Origin of the sequence: Pseudomonas sp. MIS38 (assembly GCF_019891575.1) — a bacterium.
GTDB classification, from domain to species: Bacteria; Pseudomonadota; Gammaproteobacteria; order Pseudomonadales; family Pseudomonadaceae; genus Aquipseudomonas; species Aquipseudomonas putida_A.
The window spans coordinates 90,050-112,169 of record NZ_JAFLXF010000001.1 but is presented as its reverse complement, the minus strand read 5'-3'; the positions used below and the strand labels follow the sequence as shown (position 1 = coordinate 112,169).

Genomic DNA, 22,120 nt, shown 5'->3' with positions numbered 1-22,120 from the left:
TACCACAGCGCAAGAGGATGTCTGAATGAAGATTTCACGCGGTATTGCCTTGGCTTCACTGATGACCCTTGCAGCGAGCCCGGTGTTTGCCGGCTTCAGTCTGGACGACGTGACCAAAGCGGCTGCAAGCATGCAGGGTGGCAACGCTGCCACCGCCGCCGCGCCGACCTCGGAAACCGCCGGTTTGCTGCAAGCCGTTACCGGTCTCGGTGTTACGCCTCAGCAAGCCGTCGGTGGCACCAGCGCCATGCTCGGCCTGGCCAAGAATCAGTTGAGCAGCACCGATTATTCGCAGCTGGCCAAAGAAGTGCCGGGCATCGACAAACTGTCGGGCGGCAGCGGCAACCTGGCGGCGTTGAGTGGTTTGCTGGGTTCGTCGGGCAAGTCGGCCGGGCTGGAAAACGCGCTGGGCAACGTCAAGGACACCAACGACCTGAACAATGCCTTCGGTGCGTTGGGCATGGACAGCGGCATGGTCGGCCAGTTTGCCCCGGTGTTGCTCAAGTACCTGGGTGATCAGGGCGTCGGCGGCCCGCTGCTGCAGAGTCTGGGCAGCATCTGGGGCGCCGGCACCGGTAGCTGATTCAGCCGCGCTCGCCGCGCAGTTCGCTGATGCGCTGATCCTTCTCGGTCCAGAGCTGGTTGACCCAGTTCTGGACCTGCTGGCGAAACTGCGGATCGTTCTCGTAATCGCCCTGCGACAGTGCCGGGTCGAGTTCGCGGGTCTGGATGTCGACAATCACCCGCGGCACGCTGCCGCTGATCAGATCCCAGAACCCCGGAATCTTCTGCTGTGGATAAACCACGGTCACGTCAAGCAGCGCATCCAGCTGTTCCCCCATCGCCGCCAGAACAAACGCCACACCTCCCGCCTTGGGTTTGAGCAGATGCTTGAACGGTGACTGCTGCTGCGCGCTTTTCGCCGCGGTGTAGCGGGTGCCTTCCAGATAATTCACCACCGTCACCGGCTGGCGTTTGAACAGCTCGCAGGCCTGTTTGGTGATTTCCAGATCCTTGCCCGCCAGTTCCGGGTGCCTAGCGAGGAACGCCTTGGTGTAGCGCTTCATGAACGGGTAATCCAGCGCCCACCACGCCAGACCGAGGAACGGTACCCAGATCAGTTCTTTCTTGAGGAAGAACTTGAAGAACGGCGTGCGCCGGTTGAGAGTCTGGATCAGCGCCGGAATGTCGACCCACGACTGGTGGTTGCTGACCACCAGGTACGAGGTGTCACCACGCAGGTCTGCGCCGCCGCGAATATCCCATTGGGTGGGGATGCACAGGCGAAAAATCAGCTTGTCGATTTCCGCCCAGGTCTCGGCAATCCACATCACCGCCCACGAGGCGTAGTCGCGCCAGCGCCCCGGCGCAATCAGTTTGAGCAGGGCAAAGACCAACAACGGCCCGATCAGGATCAGGGTGTTGAGCAACAGCAGCAGGGTGACGAAACAGCCGGTGAGCAGGCGGCGCATAAGCAACTCTATGAAGGCGGATGGGCGCGCCATGATAAGTGGCTTCGGGTGAGAGGCCAAATCGATGGTGACGAATGTTTCACTTTTGGCTGGCTATGCTGGCGCTGATTACTGTGTTGGCAGGGCTGGGCTCTTCGCGAGCAAGCCCGCTCCCACAGTGGATCTTCAGTGTGCATGCCATCTCCAACAGATCCCGGATCCCCTGTGGGAGCGGGCTTGCTCGCGAAGGCGGACTCAAGCGAACCAATTGCTCGCCGGCTGTCTAAAATCTCGCGTCTGACGCCCTCATTTTCCAAGGAAGCCCTCTACGTGAAATCCCTCCTTGCACTGTTTGCCCTCGTCGCCCTGCCGGTCATGGCCGCCGAGCCGACCCTGTACGGGCGTTACGAATACATCGCGCTGCCGGAAATCGGTGGTGAGGTGCTCAAGGCCAAGATGGACACCGGCGCGCTGACCGCCTCGCTGTCGGCCAAGGACATCGAGACTTTCACCCGCGACGGCGAGAACTGGGTGCGTTTCCGCCTCGGCACCAAGGATGCCAGCAACAAGGTCTACGAACACAAGGTCGCGCGGATCAGCAAGATCAAGAGCCGCTCGGATGAAGAGGACGAGGGTGACAGCACTGAAGTCGCCAAGCGCCCTGTGGTCGATCTGGAACTGTGCCTGGGCAACGTCAAGCGCACCGTTGAGGTCAACCTGACCGACCGCAGCAACTTCAACTACCCGCTGCTGATCGGTGCCAAGGCCTTGCGCGAGTTCGGCGCGGCAGTGAACCCGGCGCGGCGTTTCACCGCCGACAAGCCGGACTGCTAAGTGGTCTCATTGACGTAACGTCAGGCTTGGGGCACCGTTCGCGCACTTAACCCATGGGCTCGGACGCCATGCCTCATATCCTGATTGTCGAAGACGAAGCGGCGATTGCCGACACGCTGATTTTTGCCCTGCAGGGCGAGGGGTTCGCCACCACGTGGCTGAGCCTCGGCGCGGCGGCGCTGGAGTTTCAACGGCAGACCCCGGCTGACTTGATCATTCTCGATATCGGCCTGCCGGACATCAGCGGTTTCGAAACCTGCAAACAGCTGCGGCGCTTCAGTGAAGTGCCGGTGCTGTTCCTCAGTGCCCGGGACGCCGAGATCGATCGGGTGGTGGGGCTGGAGATCGGCGCCGACGATTACGTGGTCAAGCCGTTCAGCCCACGGGAAGTCGCCGCGCGGGTACGGGCGATTCTCAAGCGCATGGCGCCGCGTCCTGCGGTTGAAGCGTCCTCGGCGCTGTTTCGCATCGATGCCGAGCGTGTGCAGATCGTCTATCGGGGACAGCCGCTGAGCCTGACCCGTCATGAGTTTCGCCTGTTGCAATGCCTGCTCGAACAACCGCAGCGGGTGTTCAGCCGCGAGCAATTGCTCGATGCGCTGGGCGTGGCGGCGGACGCCGGTTACGAGCGCAGCATCGACAGCCACATCAAAAGCGTGCGCGCCAAATTGCGCCTGGTGCGGGCCGATGCCGAGCCGATCCAGACCCACCGCGGCCTCGGTTACAGCTACAGCCCGGGGCACAGCTGATGTCGTTGGGGCTGCGGATTTTTCTGGTGTATGTGCTGTTTATCGGCCTGACCGGTTACTTCGTGCTCAACACGGTGATGGAAGAAATCCGCCCCGGCGTGCGCCAGTCCACCGAAGAAACCCTGGTCGACACCGCCAACCTGATGGCGGAAATTCTCCGTGATGATTTCAAGGCCGGCACGCTCAGCGAGAACCGCTGGCCCGAATTGTTGCGGGCCTACGGCGAGCGTCAACCACAGGCGACGATCTGGGGCTTGCCGAAAAACCAGGTCAACCACCGCATCTACGTCACCGACGCCAAAGGCATCGTGGTGCTGGATTCCAGCGGCGTGGCGGTCGGTCAGGATTACTCGCGCTGGAACGACGTCTACCTGACTTTGCGTGGTGAGTACGGCGCTCGTTCGAGCCGCAGCGATCCGAATGATGCGAACTCCTCGGTGATGCACGTCGGTGCGCCGATCCGCGACAACGGCCGGATCATCGGCGTGGTTACCGTGGCCAAACCCAACAGCTCATTGCAGCCTTATGTTGATCGTACCGAGCGGCGCTTGCTGTTTTACGGTGCCGGACTGATCGGCCTCGGTCTGCTGTTCGGCGCTTTGCTGTCGTGGTGGCTGAGCCGCGCGCTGCACCGTTTGACCGGGTATGCGCAGGCGGTGAGCGAAGGCCGGCGAGTGGAAGTGCCGCATTACCGTGGCGGCGAACTGGAGCAACTGGCGACGGCGGTGGAACAGATGCGCACCCAGCTCGAAGGCAAGGCTTACGTCGAGCGCTACGTGCACACCCTGACCCATGAATTGAAAAGCCCGCTGGCGGCGATACGCGGTGCGGCGGAATTGCTGCAGGACGAGATGCCAGCGATTCAGCGCTTGCGCTTTGTCGGCAACATCGACAGCGAAAGCGCGCGGATGCAGCAGTTGATCGAGCGGCTGTTGAATCTGGCTCAGGTGGAACAGCGGCAGGGTCTTGAGGAGCGCGTGGCGGTGCCGCTGGCGGCATTGGTTGATGAATTGTTGCGGGCGCAGGCAGCGCGCATCGAAGGCCGGCGGCTCAAGGTCGAGCAGACGATTGCGCCAGATCTGCTGCTGATCGGCGAGCCGTTTCTGTTGCGTCAGGCGTTGGGCAATCTGCTGGAGAATGCGCTGGATTTCACCCCGGTCGCCGGGCTGCTGCGCTTCAGTGCCGAGCGCGTGGGGGAGCAGGTCGAGTTGCGCTTGTTCAACGAAGCAGCGGCGATTCCCGATTACGCCTTGCCACGCCTGAGCGAGCGATTTTATTCGCTGCCGCGCCCGGACAGTGGGCGCAAGAGCACCGGTTTGGGGCTGAACTTTGTTGAAGAAGTGGTGAAGTTGCATGGTGGGTCGATGCATATCCGCAACGTCGAGAGCGGTGTGGAAGTGACATTGCGCTTGTCCTGAGACCGAGTCGCTGCCTTCGCGAGCAAGCCCGCTCCCACAGGGGGGGGTGTTGAAACACAGGTCTCGGTCACACCAAAGATCAACTGTGGGAGCGGGCTTGCTCGCGAAGGGGCCGGTGCAGTCTCCACACAATCTCCATATTCCCCCCACATTCCCCTCATACATCAACAGCAGACTCTGCCCATCCAAACAGGGAGAGTCCCATGAACAAGAATCTGACCATCAAGCTCGGGGCGATTGCCCTGCTGATCCTGCTGTTGCTGATACCGCTGCTGATGATTGACGGCATCATCGATGATCGCCAGCAACTGCGCGACGGCGTGCTCGAAGACATCGCCCGCAGCTCCAGCTACAGCCAGCAACTGAGCGGGCCGGTGATGGTGGTGCCGTATCGCAAAGTGGTGCGCACCTGGAAGACCAACGAGAAAACCAGTCAGCGCTACGAAGAACTGGGCGAAGAACGCGGTCGGCTGTACTTTCTCCCGGAGCGCTTCGAGCTCGACGGTCAGGTGCAGACCGAGCTGCGCAATCGCGGTATCTACGAAGCGCGACTGTTCCATGCCGACAATCGCATCAACGGGCATTTCTCGTTGCCGGCGCAGTTGGGGATCAAGGAAGACTTTGCCGATTACCAGTTCGACGCGCCGTTTCTGGCAGTGGGCATCAGCGATATTCGCGGCATCGAAAACGCCCTGAAACTGGAACTCGATGGCCAGCGCTTGGACTTCGTACCAGGTACCCAAGTCGGCTGGCTCGGCGAAGGCGTGCGGGTGACGTTGCCAGCGCTGGATACCCGCAACGCCACGGAGCTGACCTTCGGTTTCGACCTGCGTCTGCAAGGCACCGGTTCGTTGCAGGTGTTGCCGGTGGGCAAAAGCAGTCACGTCAGTCTTGCCGCCAACTGGCCGCACCCCAGTTTTGTCGGCAACTTCCTGCCGGGCAAACGCGAGATCAGCGACCAGGGTTTCAGCGCCGATTGGCAGACCACATTTTTCTCCACCAACCTGCAAGAAGCCATGAGCCGTTGCGTGATGGGCAATGACTGCGAGGCATTCAACGGGCGCAGTTTTGGTGTGAGTTTCATCGATCCGGTGGATCAGTACCTGAAGAGTGATCGGGCGATCAAATATGCGCTGTTGTTCATCGTCCTGACGTTCGCCGGTTTCTTCCTGTTCGAAGTGCTCAAAAGTCTGGCGGTGCACCCGGTGCAATACGCATTGGTCGGGGTGGCGCTGGCGTTTTTCTACCTGTTGCTGTTGTCGTTGTCGGAGCACATCGGCTTTGCCCTGGCGTATCTGCTGTCGGCCAGTGGCTGTGTGCTGTTGATCGGGTTTTATGTTTGCCACGTGCTGCACAGCGTGCGCCACGGCCTGAGTTTTTCTGCGGGATTGGCGGCGTTGTATGGCCTGCTGTATGGCTTGCTCAGCGCTGAGGACTACGCGCTGCTGATGGGGTCGCTGCTGCTGTTCGGCTTGCTCGGGGTGTTCATGGTGCTGACGCGCAAACTCGACTGGTATGGGATCGGGCAGAAACCGGCCAGGCCGCTGGAGTTTGATGTGGGGGCGATGCAATGAGCGGGTTGCGGGAGGATCAGCGCTGGAAGGAAGAGTTGGTGACGCGGATTGTCGGGTTTCTGCCTGTGGAAACGAAGTGGTGCCTTCGCGAGCAAGCCCGCTCCCACAGGAGTACGCATTCCAATGTGGGAGCGGGCTTGCTCGCGAAGAGGGCGGAACAGGCGCCGCAGCCTTAAGGCTTGGGCATCGTGGCAACCATGGACGGTCGCTGGCTCACGTCGAAATACCAGTTGGCCAGTTGCGGATTGGCGCTGCGCCAGTCCAGATCCGGATGACGCAGATCGATGTAACCCAGTGCACAAGCGACGCTGATCGCCGCCACGTCGAAATGGCTGGTCAGCTCGGCGATGGCGTCACTTTCCAGATAGGCCAGGGCGCGACGAATCTTCTCGCGCTGGGCGTCGAGCCATTCGTCCCAGTGCTTTTCCGGGGCGCGCAGCACCAGTTCGTAACGCACCATCACCGAGGCGTCCATGATCCCGTCGGCCAGCGAGGCCAGGGTCAGACGCCGCCAACGGGCCGCTCCTTCGCGAGGGATCAGCGGATTGCCGACGTGTTGCTGGTCGAGGTATTCGAGGATCACGCGGCTGTCATGAATCACGCTACCGTCCGCCAGACGCAGCGCCGGGATCTTGCCCAGCGGGTTGTCGGCGTTGAGCGCGGTGTCCGGGCTGACCGGAGTGAGGACGCAGTCTTGCAGGGCGACGCGATCCTGCTGGTCGGTCTCGTGCAACAGCACCATCACTTTGCGCACGAACGGGGAGAGCGTGTTGTGAAACAGGGTCATGCTGGGGGCGGACATTGGCAAACCTCGGTGGTCATCGAAGAGCAGGAGATTAGCCTAGTCAGATACAGAACGGCTGGCGAGGGATTTGCTGGTGTTCATCAGGCCGCCTTCGCGAGCAAGCCCGCTCCCACACTGGATCTGTTTCGTTCAAAAATCCCCTGTGGGAGCGGGCTTGCTCGCGAAGAGGCCCTGTCAGGCAGCACAAAAATCACTCGCGCGGCAGCAAACCTCTAATGGCCAGAAATGCGGGAACACCCAGCCCGACCCAACTCAACGCATCCCAGATCCCGTCCCCCAGCAACGCCGAAAACAACCCCGCCGCACTCAGCAGCGCAATCACCAGCGGCGTGCTGAACACTTTCCAGAAACTCGACTGACGCGGCTTCATGCAGCAGCCTCCCGCGGCAACGGTTTCGCCGCTTTACGCCGCACCACCCACAGATACACGCCGCTGCCGAGGACGATGATGGTCAGCACGTCGAGGGTTGCCCAGAGGATCTTCATCGGCATGCCGCCGTAGTCGCCGAAGTGCAGCGGCTGGGACATGCCCATGGCGTCCATGTACCACGGGCGCTCGGCCACAGCGGTGACCTGTAGGGTGCTGGCGTCGATCAGCACCGGCGTCAGCAGGTGCGAGGTCAGGTGCGTGCCGCCCTTCATGAAGACTGAATAATGATGCTCGCTGGAAAACCGCGTGCCGGGGAAAGCGATGAAGTCCGGGTTCATGCCCGGCGCCACGTCCCGGGCGATGTCGAGCAGGCGGGTGGCCGGTGCCAGTCGGGTCAGCGGCGGGGCATCGCGGTAGGGCGCGACCATGGCGCTCAGCGTGTCGTTGCGCCACGCGGCGATGAGCAGATCGGCACAGGCACTGATCACGCCGGTGACACCGACCACCAGCGCCCAGGTCAGGGTAACGACGCCGATCAGGTTGTGCAGGTCGAGCCAGCGCAGGCGGGTGGACTTGTCCTGACGCACTGTGCCGAACTGCAAGCGGCGCATGAATGGCAGGTACAGCACTGTGCCCGAGACAATTGCGACCACGAACAGCACGCCCATGAACGCCAGCAGCAGTTTGCCCGGCAACCCGGCGAACATGTCGACGTGCAGGCGCAAGATGAACAGCATCAGCCCGCCATTGGCCGACGGGGTTTCCAACGCTTCACCGGTGCGCGCATCGAGCATGAAGGTGTGCGACGAGTTCGGTTCGGTGCCGGCGGTTTTCGCCATGATCGTCAGCACGGCGTTCGGTTCGTCGTCTTCGAAACCGAAGTATTGCACCACTTCACCTGGGCGATGTTTTTCTGCGGCCTCGACCAGTTGCGCCAGGTTCAGGCGCGGCGTGTCGACCAGCATCTCGCGCACTTGCGGTGCATCGCCGAGCAGGTGCTCGATTTCGTGATGAAAGATCAGCGGCAGACCGGTCAATGCCAACAGCAGCAGAAACACGGTGCAGATCAGGCTGGTCCAGGTGTGGATGAACGACCAGCGGCGAATTGTTTTACTTTTCATTTCATGACCTTCAAAAACACCGAAGCCGTCCACGGGGGACGGCCTGGTGACAGAACCTGGTTCAGCTCACGCGCTTACCACTTGTAAGTGGCGCTGGCGATGACGCTGCGCTGGTCACCGTAGTAGCAGTAGTAGCCGTCGCAGGTGGAGATGTAGTCCTTGTCGAACAGGTTGGTGGCGTTGACCGCGACCGATGCACCTTTGAGGCTGTTGTCCAGGCGACCGAGGTCGTAATGCACCGAGGCGTCGAACACGGTGTAGGCGTCCGCTTTGCCCAGCCAGGTGTTGGCCTTGTCGCCGTAAGTGTTGCCGGTGTAACGCACGCCACCGCCGATGCCGAAACCGTCGAGTACGCCGCTGTGCCATGTGTAGTCGGTCCACAGCGAAGCTTGCTGGTCAGGCATCAGTTGCAGGCGATTGCCCTTGTCCACGCCTTTCTGCACTTCGGACTTGGCCAGGGTGTAGGCGGCGATGACTTTCAGGTTATCGGTGACGTCGGAAACCGCTTCCAGCTCCAGGCCTTTGACCTTCACTTCACCGGTCTGGCTGGTGATGGTCACGTTGTTGACGATGCTGTTGACCGCGACGTTCTTCTGGGTCAGGTCATACACCGCAGCGCTCAGCAGAGTCTTGCTGCCCGGCGGCTGGTACTTGATGCCCAGTTCCCATTGCTTGCCTTCGGTCGGCTTGAGCGAACCGGTGGAGGTGGCATCGGCGCCGCTGGTTGGCTGGAAGGATTCGGCGTACGACAGGTACGGCACGAAGCCCGAGTCGAACACGTAGCTGAGCGCCGCGTTGCCACTGAACGCCTTGTCGCGCTGGGTGTTGGTGGCGTCGCCCTTGTTGATGAACTGCGTGCCGGTGTGCACCCAGTCTTCACGCCCGCCGAGGGTCAGGCGCCACTGGTCGAGGGCCATCTGGTCCTGTACGTACAGGCCGGTCTGGTAGGTCTTCTGGTCATAGTCATAGAACGCCGAAGAGCGTGCTGGACGGGTGATCGGCTGACCGTAGATCGGGTTGTTGACGTTAATGTCCGGCGCGGTGCCGAAGATCGACGTGTAGTTGGTGTTGCTGCGCTGGTGATCCAGACCGAGCAACAGCGTATGGCGGATGTCGCCAGTGGCGAAGTCGGCCTGGAAGTTGTTGTCCACGGCGAACTGGCTGATGTCTTCATCAACGTTGGTGGTGCCGCGACCGACATTGCCCTGAGCATCCACGGTGAAGCCGGCGAACGATGGGTTGTAACTGTTGACGGTCACGGTCTGGAACGACAGATCCGACTTGGTGTAGCGCAGGTTCTGCTTGAACTGCCAGACGTCGTTGAGGCGATGCTCGAAGGCATAACCGAGCGCGTAGTAGGTGCGGTCGTAGAAGTCGTAGTCCGGATCACCGAGGTTCTTGTGATGGGAAATCTTGCCGAACGGCATGTCGATCTTGGTGCCCTGAATCGGGTAGAACTGGCTGGTGACACCGGTATCGTCGCGGGTGAACTGGGTCAGCAGGGTGAATTTGGTGTCGTCATCGATGTTCCAGGTCAGGCTCGGCGCGATGTTGTAGCGCTTGTTCTCGATGTGATCGATCTGCGTGTCGCTGTCGCGCACTACACCGCTGATGCCGTAGAGAAACTGGCCGGCGTCGTCGATCTTGCCGGTGCTGGCGAAGTTGATCTGGCGATGGTTGTCGCTGCCGTACTGCAACTGGATTTCGCTGCTGGCTTCCGCGCTCGGGCGCCGGCTGACCATGTCCAGCAGACCGCCCGGCGGCGTCTGGCCGTAGACGGAAGAGGCCGGGCCGCGCAGCAGCGCGAGGCGGTCGAGGTTCCAGGTTTCAGGCTTTGGGTTGGCGTATACGCCCTTGGGCAGCGGCAGGCCGTCGAGGAACTGAGTCGGCTCGAAACCGCGCACCCGTAGCCAGTCGATACGGGTGTCGCTGCCGTAGCTGCTGGCGGTGATGCCCGGCATGTAGCGTACGGCGTCATCGAGGCTGTGCACGCTGCGGTCGTCCATTTGCTGACGGGTGGCGACCGAGATCGAGCGCGGTGCTTCGACCAGCGCGGTGTCGGTCTTGGTGCCGGCGGCGGTGCGGATGGCGGTGTAGCCTTCGACCGGGCCCCAGGCGGTTTCCAGATTTTCCACGCCGATGACTGCGGTTTCCGGCAGCGCCAATGTCCCTTCCGGCACTGCAACCAGGGTGTAGGTGCCGGTACTGCTTTGTTCCAGTTGCAGACCGGTGCCTTGCAGCGCCGCGCGCAGAGCACCGGCGGCGTCGTACTGACCGCTGACCGGCGCAGAGGTCTTGCCGGCGGCCAGCGACGGATTCAGCGACAACGCGAGGCCGCCCTGGCTGGCGATCTGGTTCAGCGTGGTCGACAGCGGCGCCGCTGGCAGGTTGTAGGCACGCACGCTGGAGGCCTGTTCAGCAGCGAGCAACGGGCTGCTGAGCAGCGGCGCGCTGAGGGCAATGGCGATGGCCAACAGACTGGGGCGCAACAAGGTGTCTAGCGAACGGGACATGCGAAGGCTCCTGAATGGAAATATTTCTCAATTGCCTGTGTGCCGGACGAGAATTGAAAAGTGATAGGGCTGGATGAAAATAATTTCGATTAACTGGGAGTGGGTCGGCCGATTCGGAATTTTCGAGTGCTGCGGGTGGCCCTATCGCGAGCAGGCTCACTCCTACAGGGGGAACGCATTCCTACTGTAGGAGTGAGCCTGCTCGCGATAGCTATTTCCCTGACAACGAATTTTTTAAGGCTTGGTATCAGCCTTCGCCACCGTGACCCAATACGGCGTGTGCTGCTCGATCTGCACCGGCAGGGTCGGCAGCAGCGCACTCAAGGCCTTGTCGGTGTCGTGCAGCGGGAAACTGCCGGTGATGCGCAGGTCAGCGACTTCCGGCGCGACGCCCAGATGCCCTCGGCGATAACGACCCAGTTCATGCACCAGGTCTTCCAGTCGCGCGTTGTCCACCACCAGCATGCCGCGGGTCCAGGCATCGGCGCCGGGCGTGAGCGCGGCGACCGTGTCGAGGCCGTCATTGCGGATCAGCACTTGCTGGCCTTCGCGCAGGATCTGCTCTTCAGAATGACTTTGCGGATGCGCCGCCACCGCCGATTGCAGGACGCTCAGGCGCGTACCTTGGTCTTCACGCTTGACCAGAAACCGCGTGCCCAACGCGCGCATGCTGCCTTCGCGGGTCTCGACGATGAACGGCCGCGCATCGCCGTGACCGGTCTCGACCATGATCTCGCCTGCCTGCAACACGATCAGCCGCTGCCTGGCATCGAAACGCACATCCACCGCGCTGTGGGTGTTGAGGTTGAGCACGGTGCCATCGGCCAGGCGCACCGTACGCTGCTCGCCGGTGGCGGTGCGTTGATCGGCGAGCCAGTAATCCAGCGGCAAGTAGCGATCACCGGCAAACAACGCCAGACCGACGAGCGCCACCACGCTGGCCAATCCGCTGCCGAGCTTGCGCACACGGCGTCGAATGCCTTCGCGCGATTGCAGCAAGGCCGCGCGGGCCGGGCCGTTGGCGACGCTGAAGCGCTGATCGAGCATGCCCAGTTGGCGCCAGGCGCGGGCGTGTTCTTCATGGGCCGCGTGCCACTTGGCGAACTCTTCGCGCTCCAGCGAACTGCCGGAATCCAGCGACAACTGCCAGGCAATCGCCGCGTCCAGCACCTGAGCCGAGACCGGTTTGGAACTGGCCGGGTTCATGTCGGCTCACCGTACAGGGCGATGTAGCACTGGCGAATGCCTTGCGCGAGGTACTGCCGCACGCGGGGCACCGAGACGCCAAGCTTCTCGGCGATTTCGGCGTGGCCGAGGCCGTCGAGGCGGTTATAAAGGAAGGCGGCGCGGGCCTTGGTCGAAAGCTTGCCGAGCAGGCGGTCGATAGCCTTGAGGTCTTCGAGGATCAATTGCTGCTCTTCCACCGAAGGTTGTTCGCCTTCGGGGATCAGCATCAATTCGGTGAGGTAGGCCTGCTCCAGCGCGGCGCGGCGGAAGTAGTCGAACAGCAGGCCCTTGGCGATCGCCACCAGAAACGCCCGGGGTTCGCGCGGCGTCAGCAGTTGCTCGCGACCGAGCAGACGCACGAAGGTGTCCTGGCTCAGGTCTTCGGCCCGTTGCGGGCAAGCCACATTGCGCCGCAACCAGCTCAGCAGCCAACCGCGATGGTCGCGATACAACGCACCGACGAGTTCACTGTGAGGGCTTGGGACTGACGACACCAGACGCACCGATTGGGAAATGTTAACCAACGAGAATTGTTCGCGATTCTCGCAGAGGTGGGAATGGTTAGCAATTGGCCACTGGTCGGGTGGGTGCACAAGAGCTGCCCCTCACCCTAACCCTCTCCCGGGGGAGAGGGGACCGATCAGGGAATATTCTGGAGCTGCACCGACCGGAAAGTGCTTTGCTGAATCCATAATCGATCTGGTTTTTCAGGTCGATGTATAACGCAAGACAATAAGGTCAGCTCCCTCTCCCTTTGGGAGAGGGTTGGGGTGAGGGGGCTTTTAGAAGGACGGCGCCTGCTGACGACGTTTCCACTGACTCAAACGCTGCTGCAGGTTCAACGGGCTATGAATCTGCTGCTGCCGCGCCCGGCTGAACAGAATCAACGCCAGCTCTGCCGTGGCCAGTGCATCGGCACTCGCGTTGTGCCGCTCGAACACCTCAAGCCTGAACCAGTCGATCCATTCATCCAGGCCGGCGTCGCGAATATTCGCCTGTGGGCACAACAACGGCGCCATGTCCGCGACATCCAGAAACACACTCTGCAGCTTGTAACCCAAGTGTTCTTTCAATGCGCGCCCGAGCATGTGCTGATCGAAGGGCGCATGAAACGCCAGCACCGGGCTGTCGCCGATGAACGCCATCAACTCCAGCAACGCCTCGGCCGGGTCGCTGCCGGCAGCAATCGCATTCGGCCCCAGGCCATGAATCAACACGCTCGGGCTGAGTTTCAGCTCCCGACATTGCAGGGTGCGCTCAAACTGCTGACTGAAGTCGATCGCGCCGTCTTCGATCACCACCGCGCCGATCGACAGCACGCGATCCTTGTTCAGGTTCAGCCCGGTAGTTTCCAGATCGAGCACCACCCAGCGCTGTTCGCGCAGGCTGCATTCTTTCAGTTCGCTGATCGCCGGCAGTTTTGCCAGACGTTGTTGCAGGTCTGCCGACAGCAGAGGGCTGGCCGGCCGCAGCCACGAAAACAGGCTCATAGCTGATACCGCAAGGCCAGGCTGCTTTGCAGGCGCTGGGCCTGGCGCAGGGATTCGCGCAGGATGCGCCGATCCAGATGATTGAGGCTGTCGGGATCGACCCGGTTCGACCAGGGCAGATTCTCACGGCTCTGGATCTGGTGTTGCTGCATGCGCGTCTGCTGTATGAAGTGGTAGGCCTCTTCATATGCCGCGCCATCGAGCCGTTCGATGACTTCTTTTTCGACCAGCTGACGCAAGCGCTCCAGAGTGTTGTTGGTTTCGATGCCATGCGCCAGCGCCAACAGGCGTGCGCCGTCGACGAAGGGCGTCAGGCCCTGAACTTTGAGATCAAGGGTAGCTTTCTCGCCGTTCTTGCGCGCCAGCACAAACTCGCGGAAACGCCCCACCGGCGGACGATTGCGCAGGGCGTTCTCGGCCATCATGCGCTGGAACAAACGGTTGTCGCCGACCTGATCGAGAATCCCCCGGCGCAGTTGCGCGCAGCCTTTTTCGTCGCCCCAGACCACCCGCAGGTCGAAATAGATACTCGAACCAAGCAGGTTCTCCGGCGTCGCCTCGCGGATAAACGCCGCAAAGCGCCGTGCCCATTCCGCCCGCGACAGACACAGTTCGGGGTTGCCGGCCATGATATTGCCCTTGCACAGGCTGAAGCCGCACTGCGCCAGGCTCTGGTTGATCTGCTGGGCGATCGGCAGCAGCTTGCCGCGAATCTCCGCCGCATGCGCCGCGTCCCGCGCTTCGAACAGAATGCCGTTGTCCTGATCGGTGTGCAGCGTTTGCTCGCGCCGGCCCTCGCTGCCGAAACACAGCCAGCTGAACGGCACGCCGGGGTCGCCTTTTTCGGCGAGGGTCAGTTCGATCACCCGGCACACAGTGTGGTCATTGAGCAGGGTGATGATGTGGGTGATCTGCGTCGAAGACGCACCGTGGGCGAGCATGCGTTCGACCAGTTGGCCGATCTCGCCGCGCAGGCTCACCAGTTGTTCGAGGCGCTGGGCACTGCGGATGGTCCGGGCCAGGTGCACCAGATCGACCCGTTGCAGCGAGAACAGGTCGCGCTCGGAGACCACGCCACACAGACGCTGATCCTTGACCAGACAAACGTGGGCGATGTGCCGTTCGGTCATGGCAATCGCCGCGTCGAAAGCGCTGTGATCCGGCGACAGAAAGAACGGCGAACAGGTCATGTGGCGCTCGATGGTTTCGCTGAAATCACCGCTGCCATTGGCGACCACTTCGCGCAGATCACGCAGGGTGAAAATCCCCAGCGGCGCCTTGTGTTCATCCACCGCGACGATGCTGCCGACCTGTTGCTCGTGCATCAGCTTCACCGCTTCGCGCAACGGCGTGTCGGGGCTGCAAGTCACCGGATGGCGCATCGCCAATTCGCCGAGGCGGGTGTTCAGCGAGTACTGGGTGCCGAGGGTTTCCACGGCTTTCTGCTGGACTTGCTGGTTGACCTGATCGAGCAGGCTGCTGACCCCGCGCAAAGCGAAATCGCGGAAGCTGTTGGACAGGGCGAACAGCTTGATGAACGCCGGTTTGTTCAGTTGCAAGCAGAAGGTGTCTTCGCTGGCCAGATGCTCGGTGCGGGTCGCCCGTTCGCCAATCAGTGCGGCCAGCGGGAAACATTCGCCGGTGGTGATTTCGAAAGTGGTTTCGGTGCCGGGCCGGGTGATGTGCTGGCGTTCGCCGACCACCCGGCCCTGTTTGACGATGTAGAAATATTCGACCGGCCCGTCGGCGGGCTTGATGATGCTTTCGCCTTGGCCATAGAAGCGCAGCTGACATTGTTCCACCAGAAAAGCCAGGTGGGCGTGTTCCATCTGATTGAAGGGCGGGAAGCGCTGGAGGAATTGCAGGGTGCCCTGAATGTTCTGCAACACCGCGGTTTTCCCTGCCTGGGTGAAGGCGTCCGCTTTACTCATAACCATTACCGCAGTCTTTTTTGAATTGTTGTTGTCGGATCGTTGCGGCCATGGTCGGCCCCTGCGCGCGGGGTGCCCATTGGACGTAAGTCTAGGTTTGCCATGCCGTTCGGCACATTTGGGAAGTGCCCTACAAAAACAGTCGGAAATTCCCCCGCCAGCCACTTGGAAAAAAATCCGACGAAGTGCACATTGAAGCTCTGCTTAGCGATGTCTGACGACTGTGCCAGGTGACTGAATTGAAAACGTAGAGAATGCCATGTCCGACCACGATATTTTGAGCGACGCCGAGCGTGAAGCGCTCAGCGCAGTAATGCTCGAACCCGACTTGCCGCCGCAGCGTGTACTGATCGTCGATGACGACAAGGACGCCCGGGAGCTGTTGTCGGAGATACTCGCGTTAGATGGCATTCGTTGCATGACCGCGGCCAGCGGCGAAACCGCACTGAAGATGCTCGACGAAAAACCTTCGATCGGGCTGGTGATCACTGATTTGCGTATGGGCAATGTCGGTGGACTGGATTTGATTCGGCAGGTGCGTGAGTCGGAGCGGGCGGCGTTGCCGATCATCATTGTTTCCGGCGATGCCGATGTGAAGGACGCCATCGCCGCGATGCACCTGAGCGTGGTGGACTTTCTGCTCAAGCCGATTGATACGGTGAAGCTGCTGGGCCTGGTCAAACACGAATTGGGCATTGAGCCCTGACTCTCAGGCAACACTGCCCCCCTGTGGGAGCGGGCTTGCTCGCGAATGCGTCCTTTCTGTCGAAATTAATGTTGAATGTGAGTCCGTCTTCGCGAGCAAGCCCGCTCCCACAATGGATCTCCAGTGGTTGTTAGATTTTAGCGGCCAACAAAAAAGCCCTGATCGCAAGATCAGGGCTTTTTCATGTCCGGCAGTCAGCGCAGGTTACAGGCCGTTGGCCTTCTTGAACTCGCGACGACGACGGTGCAGAACCGGCTCGGTGTAGCCGTTCGGCTGTTTGGTGCCTTCGATCACCAGTTCGACTGCTGCCTGGAAGGCGATGTTGCTGTCGAAGTTCGGTGCCAGCGGACGGTACAGCGGGTCGTTGGCGTTTTGCCGATCGACCACTGGCGCCATGCGCTTGAGGCTTTCCATCACTTGCGCTTCGGTGACGATACCGTGCCGCAGCCAGTTGGCGATGTGCTGGCTGGAGATGCGCAGCGTCGCACGGTCTTCCATCAGGCCGACGTCATTGATGTCCGGCACTTTCGAACAACCCACGCCCTGGTCGATCCAGCGCACTACGTAACCGAGAATGCCCTGAGCGTTATTGTCCAGTTCGTTCTTGATCTGCTCCGGGGTCCAGCTCGGGTTGACTGCCAGCGGGATGGTCAGGATGTCGTCTACCGAAGCACGGGCACGCTTGGCCAGTTCGGCCTGGCGGGCGAACACGTCAACCTTGTGGTAGTGCAGCGCGTGCAGCGCAGCCGCGGTCGGCGATGGCACCCAGGCGGTGTTGGCACCGGCCAGCGGGTGAGCGATTTTCTGTTCGAGCATCGCCGCCATCAGATCGGGCATCGCCCACATGCCTTTACCGATTTGTGCACGACCTTGCAGGCCGGTGCTCAGACCGATATCGACGTTCCAGTTCTCGTAGGCGCCGATCCACTTTTCGGCCTTCATGTCGGCCTTGCGCACCATCGGGCCGGCTTCCATGGAGGTGTGGATTTCGTCGCCGGTACGGTCGAGGAAACCGGTGTTGATGAACACCACGCGCTCGCTGGCAGCCTTGATGCAGGCTTTGAGGTTGACCGTGGTGCGGCGCTCCTCGTCCATGATCCCGACTTTCAGGGTGTTGCGCTTGAGGCCCAGCACATCTTCGATGCGACCGAACAACTCGTTGGTGAACGCCGCTTCTTCCGGGCCGTGCATCTTCGGTTTGACGATGTAGACCGAGCCGGTGCGGGTGTTCTTGCGCGAGGTGTTGCCGTTGAGGTTGTGCATCGCCGCGAGGCACGTCACCAGACCGTCGAGAATGCCTTCCGGCACTTCGTTGCCGTCCTTGTCCAGGATCGCGTCGATGGTCATCAGGTGACCGACGTTACGCACGAACAGCAGCGAGCGACCGTGCAGGGTCAGTTCACTGCCATCGACCTTGGTGTAGGTGCGATCCGGGTTCATGGTGCGGGTGAAGGTCTGGCCGCCCTTGGCGACTTCTTCGGACAGGTCGCCCTTCATCAGGCCGAGCCAGTTGCGGTAGATCACCACTTTGTCGTCGGCATCGACGGCAGCCACGGAGTCTTCGCAGTCCATGATGGTGGTCAGTGCCGCTTCCATCAGGATGTCTTTGACGCCGGCGGCATCGGTCTGGCCGACCGGGGTGCTGGCGTCGATCTGGATTTCGAAATGCAGGCCGTGGTTCTTCAGCAGGATCGCGATCGGGGCATTGGCATCGCCCTGGAAGCCGATCAGCTGTGCATCGTTGCGCAGGCCAGTGTTGCTGCCGCCCTTGAGGGTGACCAGCAGTTTGCCGTCAACGATCTTGTAAGCCGTCGAATCGACGTGGGAGCCAGCGGCCAGGGGCGCCGCTTCGTCGAGGAACGCACGGGCGAAGGCGATGACTTTGTCGCCACGCACCTTGTTGTAGCCTTTGCCTTTTTCCGCGCCACCGTCTTCGCTGATCGCGTCGGTGCCGTAGAGGGCGTCGTACAGCGAACCCCAGCGGGCGTTCGAGGCGTTGAGGGCGAAGCGGGCGTTCATCACCGGCACTACGAGTTGCGGGCCGGCGGTGCGGGCGATTTCATCATCGACGTTTTGCGTCGTTGCCTGGAAATCAGCCGCTTCTGGCAGCAGATAACCGATTTCTTGCAGGAAGGCTTTGTAGGCCACGGCGTCGTGCGCCTGACCAGCACGCTCCTGATGCCAGGCATCAAGACGAGCCTGGAAGTCATCGCGTTTGGCGAGTAGGGCTTTGTTCTTCGGCGCCAGGTCATGAATGACCTTGTCGGCACCTTCCCAGAATTTATCGGCGGTGAGGCCGGTACCGGGAATGGCTTCGTTGTTCACGAAGTCGAACAGGACTTTGGCGACCTGCAGGCCACCGACTTGAACGTGTTCAGTCATTGCTTGCCTCACTCTGCTCAGCTATTTCGCTTTTCAGCTCTTCAATTTTGACAATGAAGCCTCTGGCCATTTAAACCACAAACCTTCCGACCAGTACATGCCATTGCTGGCGGCTGGGCTGGGACCAATCAACGGCTTGGGGGCCTTGCTGACGGGGCTTTCAGGGTTGCGAACATGCCTTGGGCAGACATCGATCCAGCGTTATGTAGTGCGCGCCGAGGCATACTACATGATGCGTTGCGCTTGTGAAAATCAGACTAATAACGTCGTTCTGCGACCTCATGACGCATTGCGGTCACGTCGCGGAACGGGATGTTCTCAAAAAACCATCGGATTGTTCCAGCTAAATATAAAAAGTTGTACACATAAATCCTTTCTGCCTGCTATGGCATCCCCCTGCGGTGCACACTCTGTGGCGAGGGGATTTATCCCCGATGGGTGGCGAAGCCGCCCCCTGCGCGCTGACAGGTAGACCGAGCTGACAGGGTTTACGGCTGCTGCGCAACCGATCGGGGATAAATCCCCTCGCCACAGGTTGCATCCAAAACCAAGACACAGGTCACTCGCACAAATTGCTGCCCGGGCTGAATCAAACCCCTTGCCTATACTTGCCTTTCTATAACAAAAGTCATGACAAGAGGGCGCGCCATGGACCATCTCGTACTCACTGTGTTTGCTCCGGACAAGCCCGGGCAGGTCGAGCGCATCGCCCAATGCATCGCCGAGCACGGCGGCAACTGGCTGGAAAGCCGCATGTCACGGATGGCCGGGCAGTTCGCCGGGATTCTGCGAGTGGGCGTACCGGCGGAGGCTTACGACGAATTAGTCGATTCCCTACAAGCACTGTCGGCCCAAGGCATTCGCGTGCTGATCGCGGAGAGTGGTATCGAGCAGTCCTGCACCTGGAAACCGATCGGCATGGAGTTGGTGGGCAATGACCGCCCGGGCATCGTGCGCGACATCACCCGGTTGCTCAGCGAGCAGGGGGTGAACCTCGAACGGCTGGTGACCGAAGTGCGCCCGGCACCGATGAGCAGCGAGCCGTTATTCCACGCCGAAGCAATTCTCGCGGTGCCGCTGACCCTGTCGCTGGACGTGCTGCAATCGCGCCTGGAAACCCTGGCCGATGATCTGATGGTCGAACTGGTGTTACGCACAGAGGTTTAAGCGCCGCCAGGGTTATCCAGTTTTAACGTGCACCTGCCTGTGGATAACCTGTAGAGACCGGGCGCAACGCCACGCCAGCGGTGGCTTGCAGCATGCTGATCAAAAAACCGCCAGCATTCAGTGACTTGCGCACAAACGGCGGGGATCACGCTGTGGATAACCTTGGGAAGGAACGTTGCAGGCCACGAGAACCGTGGCCTGCGAAGCTTTGTGCGTTTTTTGATCAGCTGCGCCGACGCAAACTGATCACCGCATCGACGCTGTAGACGGCCAGACCGGCCCAGATGAAGATGAACGCGATCAGCGTGCTCGACGACAAATGCTCACCAAACAGCAGCACCGCCTGCAGCAGCACCAGGGTTGGCGCGGTGTACTGGAGGAAACCGATGGTGGTATAGGGCAGATGACGGGTGGCCGCGTTGAAACACACCAGCGGGATGAGCGTCACAGGACCCGCCGCCACCAGCCACCAGGCTTGCGAGGTGGTCCAGAACTCGGGTTGAGCGCTGGTCGCGGTCTGGTTGAACAGCAGCCAGGCCACGGCGATCGGCACCAGCATCCAGGTTTCCACCACCAGCCCCGGCAAGGCCTTGACCGGCGCCTGTTTGCGGATCAGCCCGTAAAAACCGAAGGTCAGCGCCAGCACCAGCGACACCCACGGCAGACTGCCGACTTGCCACACCTGCTGCGCCACGCCAACGGCCGCCAACCCCACCGCGATCCACTGCATGCGCCGCAGGCGTTCGCCGAGAATCAGCATCCCCAACAGCACGTTGACCAGCGGGTTGATGTAGTAACCGAGGCTCGCTTCGAGCATGCGCCCGTTGTTCACCGACCATACGTAGGTCAGCCAGTTGGCCGCGATCAGGGTGCCGCTCAGGGCGAGGATCGCCAGACGCTTGGGGTTGTCGAGCAACTCGCGCAACCAGCCCGGATGCTTCCACACCATCAGCAACAGCGCACCGAACAGTGCCGACCACAACACGCGGTGAATGATGATCTCGACAGCGGGGACTTCGGCGATGGCCTTGAAGTAGATCGGGAACAGGCCCCAGATGATGTAGGCACTCAGGCCCAGAATGTACCCGCGACGCGGGTTGGCGGCTTGCATGCAGAATCCTTGCTTAGGCAGCTGACAAAGCAGGGATTGTAAGGAGATTTGTTGGCAAATGAGTTTTGAATTTGTGAATACTGGCCAAATGTGGGAGCGGGCTTGCTCGCGAATGCGGTGTATCAGCAGCAGAATAATTGCCTGACACACCGCCTTCGGGAGCAAGCTCCCTCCCACAAAGGTTTGTGGTGAATCAGAAGAGTTTCAGTGGCTCTTCATTCAGCGCGGACAGTTGTTCGCGCAGCGCCAGCACCTGATCGCCCCAATACCGTTCCGTACCAAACCAAGGAAAGCTGTGCGGGAATGCCGGGTCATCCCAACGCCGCGCCAGCCAGGCGCTGTAGTGCATCAGGCGCAGGGCGCGCAGCGGTTCGATCAGCGCCAGTTCACGGGGATCGAAGTCGTGGAATTCGTTGTAGCCGTCCATCAGTTCCGACAGTTGCCCGAGGCATTCCTGACGGTCGCCGGCGAGCATCATCCAGATGTCCTGCACGGCCGGGCCCATGCGGCAGTCGTCGAGGTCGACAATGTGGAACATTTCATCGCGGCACATCATGTTGCCGGGGTGGCAGTCGCCGTGCATGCGGATGTTCTGGTGCGGCGTGGCGGCGTAGACGTCTTCGACCCGCTTGAGCAGGTCGCGGGCCACCGACTCGTAGGCCGGCAGCAGGCTCTTGGGGATGAAGTTGCCTTCAAGCAACGTCGCCAGCGAGGCATGGCCGAAGTTCTGTACGCCCAGTGCTTCACGGTGTTCGAACGGCTTGGTCGCGCCGACCGCATGAATACGCCCGAGCAACTGGCCGAGACGATACAACTGATCGAGATTGCCCGGCTCCGGCGCACGGCCGCCGCGACGCGGAAACAGGGTGAAACGGAAACCGGCGTGTTCGTGCAGGGTCTGGCCGTTGTGGATCAGCGGCGCCACCACCGGGATTTCGACGTCGGCCAGTTCGAAGGTGAACTGGTGTTCTTCGAGGATGGCTTCGTTGGTCCAGCGTTGCGGACGGTAGAACTTGGCGATCAGCGGTTCGGAGTCTTCAATACCGACCTGATAGACGCGGTTTTCGTAGCTGTTGAGCGCCAGAATGCGTGCGTCACTGAGAAACCCGATGCTTTCGACGGCATCGAGCACGAGATCGGGTGTGAGGGTTTCAAACGGGTGGGCCATGCTGACTCCTGCGCGCAGCAGGCTGCCGCGTCCGGCCCAGCATGGTAGCGCAGACTGTGGAGGTTGAGGGTTTTGCCTTGAATAGTGGGCTGCCTGGAAGGGC

Annotated in this window: 19 protein-coding genes; 7 read left to right on the top strand and 12 right to left on the bottom strand. The window is 61.1% G+C overall.

The annotated features are described in order from the left end of the window. Positions 1-25 precede the first annotated feature (25 nt). Positions 26-583: a DUF2780 domain-containing protein gene (locus tag J1G18_RS00490; protein ID WP_135296719.1), complete on the top strand. Its 558-nt coding sequence runs from the start codon at positions 26-28 to the stop codon at positions 581-583. A gap of 1 nt (position 584) precedes the next feature. On the opposite strand, the gene J1G18_RS00485 is transcribed toward J1G18_RS00490, so the two are convergent. Then, a complete protein-coding gene (locus tag J1G18_RS00485; RefSeq protein WP_135296718.1) occupies positions 585-1,472 on the bottom strand; it encodes an acyltransferase in 888 nt (295 codons plus the stop codon). A gap of 309 nt (positions 1,473-1,781) precedes the next feature. Here J1G18_RS00485 and J1G18_RS00480 point away from each other — a divergent pair, with 309 nt between their 5' ends. From J1G18_RS00480 to creD, 4 genes are all read left to right on the top strand, one after another. Further along, a complete protein-coding gene (locus J1G18_RS00480; protein WP_007962587.1) occupies positions 1,782-2,285 on the top strand; it encodes an ATP-dependent zinc protease in 504 nt (167 codons plus the stop codon). Positions 2,286-2,353: 68 nt separating this feature from the next. Further along, positions 2,354-3,034: a two-component system response regulator CreB gene (creB, locus tag J1G18_RS00475; protein ID WP_135296717.1), complete on the top strand. Its 681-nt coding sequence runs from the start codon at positions 2,354-2,356 to the stop codon at positions 3,032-3,034. Further along, positions 3,034-4,452, top strand: coding sequence for a two-component system sensor histidine kinase CreC (gene creC / locus J1G18_RS00470; RefSeq protein ID WP_098965961.1), 1,419 nt, complete (start codon positions 3,034-3,036; stop codon positions 4,450-4,452). The genes creB and creC overlap by 1 nt, the downstream gene beginning before the upstream one ends. 203 nt (positions 4,453-4,655) lie before the next feature. Then, positions 4,656-6,026, top strand: coding sequence for a cell envelope integrity protein CreD (creD, locus tag J1G18_RS00465; protein ID WP_223006928.1), 1,371 nt, complete (start codon positions 4,656-4,658; stop codon positions 6,024-6,026). Between the two features lie 172 nt (positions 6,027-6,198). On the opposite strand, the gene J1G18_RS00460 is transcribed toward creD, so the two are convergent. The 8 genes from J1G18_RS00460 to J1G18_RS00425 form a co-directional block, all read right to left on the bottom strand. After that, entirely contained in the window at positions 6,199-6,828 is a 630-nt protein-coding gene (locus tag J1G18_RS00460; RefSeq protein ID WP_098965955.1) for a glutathione S-transferase, read from the bottom strand. A 193-nt stretch (positions 6,829-7,021) separates the two neighbouring features. Beyond that, on the bottom strand, positions 7,022-7,201 hold the full coding sequence (locus J1G18_RS00455; protein WP_098965951.1) for a hypothetical protein: 180 nt from the start codon (positions 7,199-7,201) through the stop codon (positions 7,022-7,024). Beyond that, positions 7,198-8,322, bottom strand: coding sequence for a PepSY-associated TM helix domain-containing protein (locus J1G18_RS00450; protein WP_223006927.1), 1,125 nt, complete (start codon positions 8,320-8,322; stop codon positions 7,198-7,200). Before J1G18_RS00450 ends, J1G18_RS00455 begins: the two co-directional genes overlap by 4 nt. 74 nt (positions 8,323-8,396) lie before the next feature. Further along, entirely contained in the window at positions 8,397-10,835 is a 2,439-nt protein-coding gene (locus J1G18_RS00445; RefSeq protein WP_223006926.1) for a TonB-dependent siderophore receptor, read from the bottom strand. Positions 10,836-11,069: 234 nt separating this feature from the next. Further along, positions 11,070-12,041 carry a FecR domain-containing protein gene (locus tag J1G18_RS00440; protein WP_223006925.1) on the bottom strand — a complete coding sequence of 324 codons (972 nt, stop codon included), beginning with the start codon at positions 12,039-12,041 and terminating at the stop codon, positions 11,070-11,072. Continuing rightward, positions 12,038-12,556: an RNA polymerase sigma factor gene (locus tag J1G18_RS00435; RefSeq protein ID WP_096797587.1), complete on the bottom strand. Its 519-nt coding sequence runs from the start codon at positions 12,554-12,556 to the stop codon at positions 12,038-12,040. Before J1G18_RS00435 ends, J1G18_RS00440 begins: the two co-directional genes overlap by 4 nt. Before the next feature lie 288 nt (positions 12,557-12,844). Continuing rightward, positions 12,845-13,552 carry a PolC-type DNA polymerase III gene (locus tag J1G18_RS00430; RefSeq protein ID WP_223006924.1) on the bottom strand — a complete coding sequence of 236 codons (708 nt, stop codon included), beginning with the start codon at positions 13,550-13,552 and terminating at the stop codon, positions 12,845-12,847. Next, the gene (locus J1G18_RS00425; RefSeq protein ID WP_316851766.1) at positions 13,549-15,483 is read right to left on the bottom strand and encodes a putative nucleotidyltransferase substrate binding domain-containing protein; all 1,935 of its coding nucleotides are present in this window, start codon (positions 15,481-15,483) and stop codon (positions 13,549-13,551) included. Before J1G18_RS00425 ends, J1G18_RS00430 begins: the two co-directional genes overlap by 4 nt. 259 nt (positions 15,484-15,742) lie before the next feature. On the opposite strand from J1G18_RS00425, the gene J1G18_RS00420 reads away from it, so the two are divergent. Beyond that, positions 15,743-16,189, top strand: coding sequence for a response regulator (locus tag J1G18_RS00420; protein WP_096797572.1), 447 nt, complete (start codon positions 15,743-15,745; stop codon positions 16,187-16,189). 204 nt (positions 16,190-16,393) lie between these two features. Here J1G18_RS00420 and J1G18_RS00415 read toward each other — a convergent pair whose 3' ends face one another. After that, complete coding sequence (locus J1G18_RS00415; protein WP_223006922.1) at positions 16,394-18,571, bottom strand: malate synthase G; 2,178 nt, start codon at positions 18,569-18,571, stop codon at positions 16,394-16,396. 648 nt (positions 18,572-19,219) lie between these two features. Between J1G18_RS00415 and J1G18_RS00410 the strand changes: the two genes are divergently transcribed. Continuing rightward, positions 19,220-19,738 (top strand): glycine cleavage system protein R, encoded by a 519-nt coding sequence (locus J1G18_RS00410; protein ID WP_210556518.1) that lies wholly within the window; start codon positions 19,220-19,222, stop codon positions 19,736-19,738. Between the two features lie 223 nt (positions 19,739-19,961). On the opposite strand, the gene rarD is transcribed toward J1G18_RS00410, so the two are convergent. After that, a complete protein-coding gene (rarD, locus tag J1G18_RS00405) occupies positions 19,962-20,849 on the bottom strand; it encodes an EamA family transporter RarD (RefSeq protein ID WP_095137447.1) in 888 nt (295 codons plus the stop codon). Positions 20,850-21,042: 193 nt separating this feature from the next. Next, positions 21,043-22,017 (bottom strand): serine/threonine protein kinase, encoded by a 975-nt coding sequence (locus J1G18_RS00400; RefSeq protein ID WP_027610685.1) that lies wholly within the window; start codon positions 22,015-22,017, stop codon positions 21,043-21,045. Between the last annotated feature and the right edge of the window lie 103 nt (positions 22,018-22,120).

Bases quoted from the DNA above. Each gene is read 5' to 3' on its own strand.
- J1G18_RS00445 (WP_223006926.1), bottom strand. From the start codon at position 10,835: ATGTCCCGTTCGCTAGACACCTTGTTGCGCCCCAGTCTGTTGGCCATC.
- J1G18_RS00455 (WP_098965951.1), bottom strand. From the start codon at position 7,201: ATGAAGCCGCGTCAGTCGAGTTTCTGGAAAGTGTTCAGCACGCCGCTG.
- J1G18_RS00410 (WP_210556518.1), top strand. From the start codon at position 19,220: ATGGACCATCTCGTACTCACTGTGTTTGCTCCGGACAAGCCCGGGCAG.
- creB (WP_135296717.1), top strand. From the start codon at position 2,354: ATGCCTCATATCCTGATTGTCGAAGACGAAGCGGCGATTGCCGACACG.
- creC (WP_098965961.1), top strand. From the start codon at position 3,034: ATGTCGTTGGGGCTGCGGATTTTTCTGGTGTATGTGCTGTTTATCGGC.
- creD (WP_223006928.1), top strand. From the start codon at position 4,656: ATGAACAAGAATCTGACCATCAAGCTCGGGGCGATTGCCCTGCTGATC.
- J1G18_RS00450 (WP_223006927.1), bottom strand. From the start codon at position 8,322: ATGAAAAGTAAAACAATTCGCCGCTGGTCGTTCATCCACACCTGGACC.
- J1G18_RS00400 (WP_027610685.1), bottom strand. From the start codon at position 22,017: ATGGCCCACCCGTTTGAAACCCTCACACCCGATCTCGTGCTCGATGCC.
- J1G18_RS00460 (WP_098965955.1), bottom strand. From the start codon at position 6,828: ATGTCCGCCCCCAGCATGACCCTGTTTCACAACACGCTCTCCCCGTTC.
- rarD (WP_095137447.1), bottom strand. From the start codon at position 20,849: ATGCAAGCCGCCAACCCGCGTCGCGGGTACATTCTGGGCCTGAGTGCC.
- J1G18_RS00485 (WP_135296718.1), bottom strand. From the start codon at position 1,472: ATGCGCCGCCTGCTCACCGGCTGTTTCGTCACCCTGCTGCTGTTGCTC.
- J1G18_RS00490 (WP_135296719.1), top strand. From the start codon at position 26: ATGAAGATTTCACGCGGTATTGCCTTGGCTTCACTGATGACCCTTGCA.
- J1G18_RS00425 (WP_316851766.1), bottom strand. From the start codon at position 15,483: ATGAGTAAAGCGGACGCCTTCACCCAGGCAGGGAAAACCGCGGTGTTG.
- J1G18_RS00415 (WP_223006922.1), bottom strand. From the start codon at position 18,571: ATGACTGAACACGTTCAAGTCGGTGGCCTGCAGGTCGCCAAAGTCCTG.
- J1G18_RS00440 (WP_223006925.1), bottom strand. From the start codon at position 12,041: ATGAACCCGGCCAGTTCCAAACCGGTCTCGGCTCAGGTGCTGGACGCG.
- J1G18_RS00420 (WP_096797572.1), top strand. From the start codon at position 15,743: ATGTCCGACCACGATATTTTGAGCGACGCCGAGCGTGAAGCGCTCAGC.
- J1G18_RS00430 (WP_223006924.1), bottom strand. From the start codon at position 13,552: ATGAGCCTGTTTTCGTGGCTGCGGCCGGCCAGCCCTCTGCTGTCGGCA.